General features: G+C 57.9%; 2 rRNA genes. Both read left to right on the forward strand.

Annotated elements, in window-relative coordinates:
- The first annotated feature begins 181 nt into the window (after window positions 1–181).
- Window positions 182–1707: ribosomal RNA gene (locus ACZ418_RS42790) — 16S ribosomal RNA — on the forward strand.
- A 302-nt stretch (window positions 1708–2009) separates the two neighbouring features.
- Window positions 2010–5127, forward strand: a 23S ribosomal RNA gene (locus tag ACZ418_RS42795).
- Together the 16S and 23S rRNA genes form the textbook arrangement of a ribosomal RNA operon.
- Window positions 5128–5149 lie beyond the last annotated feature (22 nt).

The raw sequence follows: 5149 nt of genomic DNA on the forward strand, positions 1-5149 counted from the left end.
CCGTTCCTTGAGAACTCAACAGCGTGCCAAAAATCAACGCCAGATATGTTGATACCCCGTCCGTCGGAACATTCCGATGGTCGAGGTTCCTTTGAAAAACACAGCGAGGACGCTGTGAACCGCCGGACTATTCCTCCGGTGGTTCCGCTCTCGTGGTGTTCAACCGGATTACCGGTAAACATTCACGGAGAGTTTGATCCTGGCTCAGGACGAACGCTGGCGGCGTGCTTAACACATGCAAGTCGAACGATGAAGCCCTTCGGGGTGGATTAGTGGCGAACGGGTGAGTAACACGTGGGCAATCTGCCCTGCACTCTGGGACAAGCCCTGGAAACGGGGTCTAATACCGGATACGAGTTTCACCGGCATCGGTGATTCTGGAAAGCTCCGGCGGTGCAGGATGAGCCCGCGGCCTATCAGCTTGTTGGTGAGGTAACGGCTCACCAAGGCGACGACGGGTAGCCGGCCTGAGAGGGCGACCGGCCACACTGGGACTGAGACACGGCCCAGACTCCTACGGGAGGCAGCAGTGGGGAATATTGCACAATGGGCGAAAGCCTGATGCAGCGACGCCGCGTGAGGGATGACGGCCTTCGGGTTGTAAACCTCTTTCAGCAGGGAAGAAGCGCAAGTGACGGTACCTGCAGAAGAAGCGCCGGCTAACTACGTGCCAGCAGCCGCGGTAATACGTAGGGCGCAAGCGTTGTCCGGAATTATTGGGCGTAAAGAGCTCGTAGGCGGCTTGTCACGTCGATTGTGAAAGCCCGAGGCTTAACCTCGGGTCTGCAGTCGATACGGGCTAGCTAGAGTGTGGTAGGGGAGATCGGAATTCCTGGTGTAGCGGTGAAATGCGCAGATATCAGGAGGAACACCGGTGGCGAAGGCGGATCTCTGGGCCATTACTGACGCTGAGGAGCGAAAGCGTGGGGAGCGAACAGGATTAGATACCCTGGTAGTCCACGCCGTAAACGGTGGGAACTAGGTGTTGGCGACATTCCACGTCGTCGGTGCCGCAGCTAACGCATTAAGTTCCCCGCCTGGGGAGTACGGCCGCAAGGCTAAAACTCAAAGGAATTGACGGGGGCCCGCACAAGCGGCGGAGCATGTGGCTTAATTCGACGCAACGCGAAGAACCTTACCAAGGCTTGACATACACCGGAAACGTCTGGAGACAGGCGCCCCCTTGTGGTCGGTGTACAGGTGGTGCATGGCTGTCGTCAGCTCGTGTCGTGAGATGTTGGGTTAAGTCCCGCAACGAGCGCAACCCTTGTTCTGTGTTGCCAGCATGCCCTTCGGGGTGATGGGGACTCACAGGAGACCGCCGGGGTCAACTCGGAGGAAGGTGGGGACGACGTCAAGTCATCATGCCCCTTATGTCTTGGGCTGCACACGTGCTACAATGGCCGGTACAAAGAGCTGCGATACCGTGAGGTGGAGCGAATCTCAAAAAGCCGGTCTCAGTTCGGATTGGGGTCTGCAACTCGACCCCATGAAGTCGGAGTCGCTAGTAATCGCAGATCAGCATTGCTGCGGTGAATACGTTCCCGGGCCTTGTACACACCGCCCGTCACGTCACGAAAGTTGGTAACACCCGAAGCCGGTGGCCCAACCCCTTGTGGGAGGGAGCTGTCGAAGGTGGGACTAGCGATTGGGACGAAGTCGTAACAAGGTAGCCGTACCGGAAGGTGCGGCTGGATCACCTCCTTTCTAAGGAGCATCTAGCTGCCGCAAGGCAGCCAGAGCCACTACGTCGGCGAACGATCGACGGTGGTCAGCTCATGGGTGGAACGTTGATTATTCGGCCGGAACACGGGTCGGAGGCTGCTAGTACTGCTCGCAGGAGCGTGGAACGCATGATCTCCGGACGGGATCCGGCTGGGCACGCTGTTGGGTGTCTGAGGGAATGAACTTTCCTCGGTCGCCGGCCCCGGTGTACTCGAGCCTGTTGGTTCGGGGTGACGGGTGGCTGGTCGTTGTTTGAGAACTGCACAGTGGACGCGAGCATCTGTGGCCAAGTTTTTAAGGGCGCACGGTGGATGCCTTGGCACCAGGAACCGATGAAGGACGTGGGAGGCCACGATAGTCCCCGGGGAGTCGTCAACCAGGCTTTGATCCGGGGGTTTCCGAATGGGGAAACCCGGCAGTCGTCATGGGCTGTCACCCGCTGCTGAACACATAGGCAGTGTGGAGGGAACGCGGGGAAGTGAAACATCTCAGTACCCGCAGGAAGAGAAAACAACCGTGATTCCGGGAGTAGTGGCGAGCGAAACCGGATGAGGCCAAACCTACGACGTGTGAGACCCGGCAGGGGTTGCGTCGTGGGGGTTGTGGGATCTCTCTTCTGTCGTCTGCCGGCGACAGGACGAGTCAGAAACCGTTGATGTAGGCGAAGGACATGCGAAAGGTCCGGCGTAGAGGGTAAGACCCCCGTAGTCGAAACGTCAGCGGCTCGTTGGAGAGACACCCAAGTAGCACGGGGCCCGAGAAATCCCGTGTGAATCTGGCGGGACCACCCGCTAAGCCTAAATATTCCCTGGTGACCGATAGCGGATAGTACCGTGAGGGAATGGTGAAAAGTACCCCGGGAGGGGAGTGAAATAGTACCTGAAACCGTGTGCCTACAAGCCGTGGGAGCGTCGGAACGTGCTTGCACGTTCTCGTGACTGCGTGCCTTTTGAAGAATGAGCCTGCGAGTTTGCGGTGTGTTGCGAGGTTAACCCGGGTGGGGAAGCCGTAGCGAAAGCGAGTCCGAATAGGGCGACTCAGTAGCACGCTCAAGACCCGAAGCGGAGTGATCTAGCCATGGGCAGGTTGAAGCGGAGGTAAGACTTCGTGGAGGACCGAACCCACCAGGGTTGAAAACCTGGGGGATGACCTGTGGTTAGGGGTGAAAGGCCAATCAAACTCCGTGATAGCTGGTTCTCCCCGAAATGCATTTAGGTGCAGCGTCGTGTGTTTCTTGCCGGAGGTAGAGCACTGGATAGGCGATGGGCCCTACCGGGTTACTGACCTTAGCCAAACTCCGAATGCCGGTAAGTGAGAGCGCGGCAGTGAGACTGTGGGGGATAAGCTCCATGGTCGAGAGGGAAACAGCCCAGAGCATCGACTAAGGCCCCTAAGCGTACGCTAAGTGGGAAAGGATGTGGAGTCGCACAGACAACCAGGAGGTTGGCTTAGAAGCAGCCACCCTTGAAAGAGTGCGTAATAGCTCACTGGTCTAGTGATTCCGCGCCGACAATGTAGCGGGGCTCAAGCGTACCGCCGAAGTCGTGTCATTGCAGCATGAGCCCCAACGGGTGCTGTGATGGGTAGGGGAGCGTCGTCTGCCGGGTGAAGCGGCACTGGAAGGTAGTCGTGGACGGTTGACGAGTGAGAATGCAGGCATGAGTAGCGATTCACACGTGAGAAACGTGTGCGCCGATTGACTAAGGGTTCCTGGGTCAAGCTGATCTGCCCAGGGTAAGTCGGGACCTAAGGCGAGGCCGACAGGCGTAGTCGATGGATAACCGGTTGATATTCCGGTACCCGCTGTGAAGCGTCAAACATCGAATCCAGTGATGCTAAGGCCGTGAAGCCGCCCCGGAGCCTTCGGGCAAAGGGGAGTGGTGGAGCCGCCGGACCAAGTTGGTAGTAGGTGAGTGATGGGGTGACGCAGGAAGGTAGTCCATCCCGGGCGGTGGTTGTCCCGGGGTAAGGGTGTAGGACGCAGGGTAGGCAAATCCGCCCTGCACGTGTCTGAGACCTGATGCCGAGCCGATTGTGGTGAAGTGGATGATCCTATGCTGTCGAGAAAAGCCTCTAGCGAGTTTCATGGCGGCCCGTACCCTAAACCGACTCAGGTGGTCAGGTAGAGAATACCGAGGCGTTCGGGTGAACTATGGTTAAGGAACTCGGCAAAATGCCCCCGTAACTTCGGGAGAAGGGGGGCCAGCTCTGGTGAGAGGACTTGCTCCTCGAGCTGGGGGTGGCCGCAGAGACCAGCGAGAAGCGACTGTTTACTAAAAACACAGGTCCGTGCGAAGCCGTAAGGCGATGTATACGGACTGACGCCTGCCCGGTGCTGGAACGTTAAGGGGACCGGTTAGCTCACCTTCGGGTGGGCGAAGCTGAGAACTTAAGCGCCAGTAAACGGCGGTGGTAACTATAACCATCCTAAGGTAGCGAAATTCCTTGTCGGGTAAGTTCCGACCTGCACGAATGGCGTAACGACTTCTCGACTGTCTCAACCATAGGCCCGGTGAAATTGCACTACGAGTAAAGATGCTCGTTTCGCGCAGCAGGACGGAAAGACCCCGGGACCTTTACTACAGTTTGATATTGGTGTTCGGTTCGGCTTGTGTAGGATAGCTGGGAGACTGTGAAGCATGCACGCCAGTGTGTGTGGAGTCGTCGTTGAAATACCAGTCTGGTCGTGCTGGATGTCTAACCTGGGTCCGTGATCCGGATCAGGGACAGTGTCTGATGGGTAGTTTAACTGGGGCGGTTGCCTCCTAAAGGGTAACGGAGGCGCCCAAAGGTTCCCTCAGCCTGGTTGGCAATCAGGTGTTGAGTGTAAGTGCACAAGGGAGCTTGACTGTGAGACCGACGGGTCGAGCAGGGACGAAAGTCGGGACTAGTGATCCGGCGGTGGCTTGTGGAAGCGCCGTCGCTCAACGGATAAAAGGTACCCCGGGGATAACAGGCTGATCTTCCCCAAGAGTCCATATCGACGGGATGGTTTGGCACCTCGATGTCGGCTCGTCGCATCCTGGGGCTGGAGTCGGTCCCAAGGGTTGGGCTGTTCGCCCATTAAAGCGGTACGCGAGCTGGGTTTAGAACGTCGTGAGACAGTTCGGTCCCTATCCGCTGTGCGCGTAGGAGTCTTGAGAAGGGCTGTCCCTAGTACGAGAGGACCGGGACGGACGAACCTCTGGTGTGCCAGTTGTTCTGCCAAGGGCATGGCTGGTTGGCTACGTTCGGGAGGGATAACCGCTGAAAGCATCTAAGCGGGAAGCCTGCTTCGAGATGAGGACTCCCACCCACTTGATGGGGTAAGGCTCCCAGTAGACGACTGGGTTGATAGGCCGGATCTGGAAGCCAGGTAACTGGTGGAGGTGACCGGTACTAATAGGCCGAGGGCTTGTCCTCAGTTGCTCGCGTCCACTGTGTT

Source organism: Streptomyces sp. NPDC030820, from assembly GCF_055572075.1.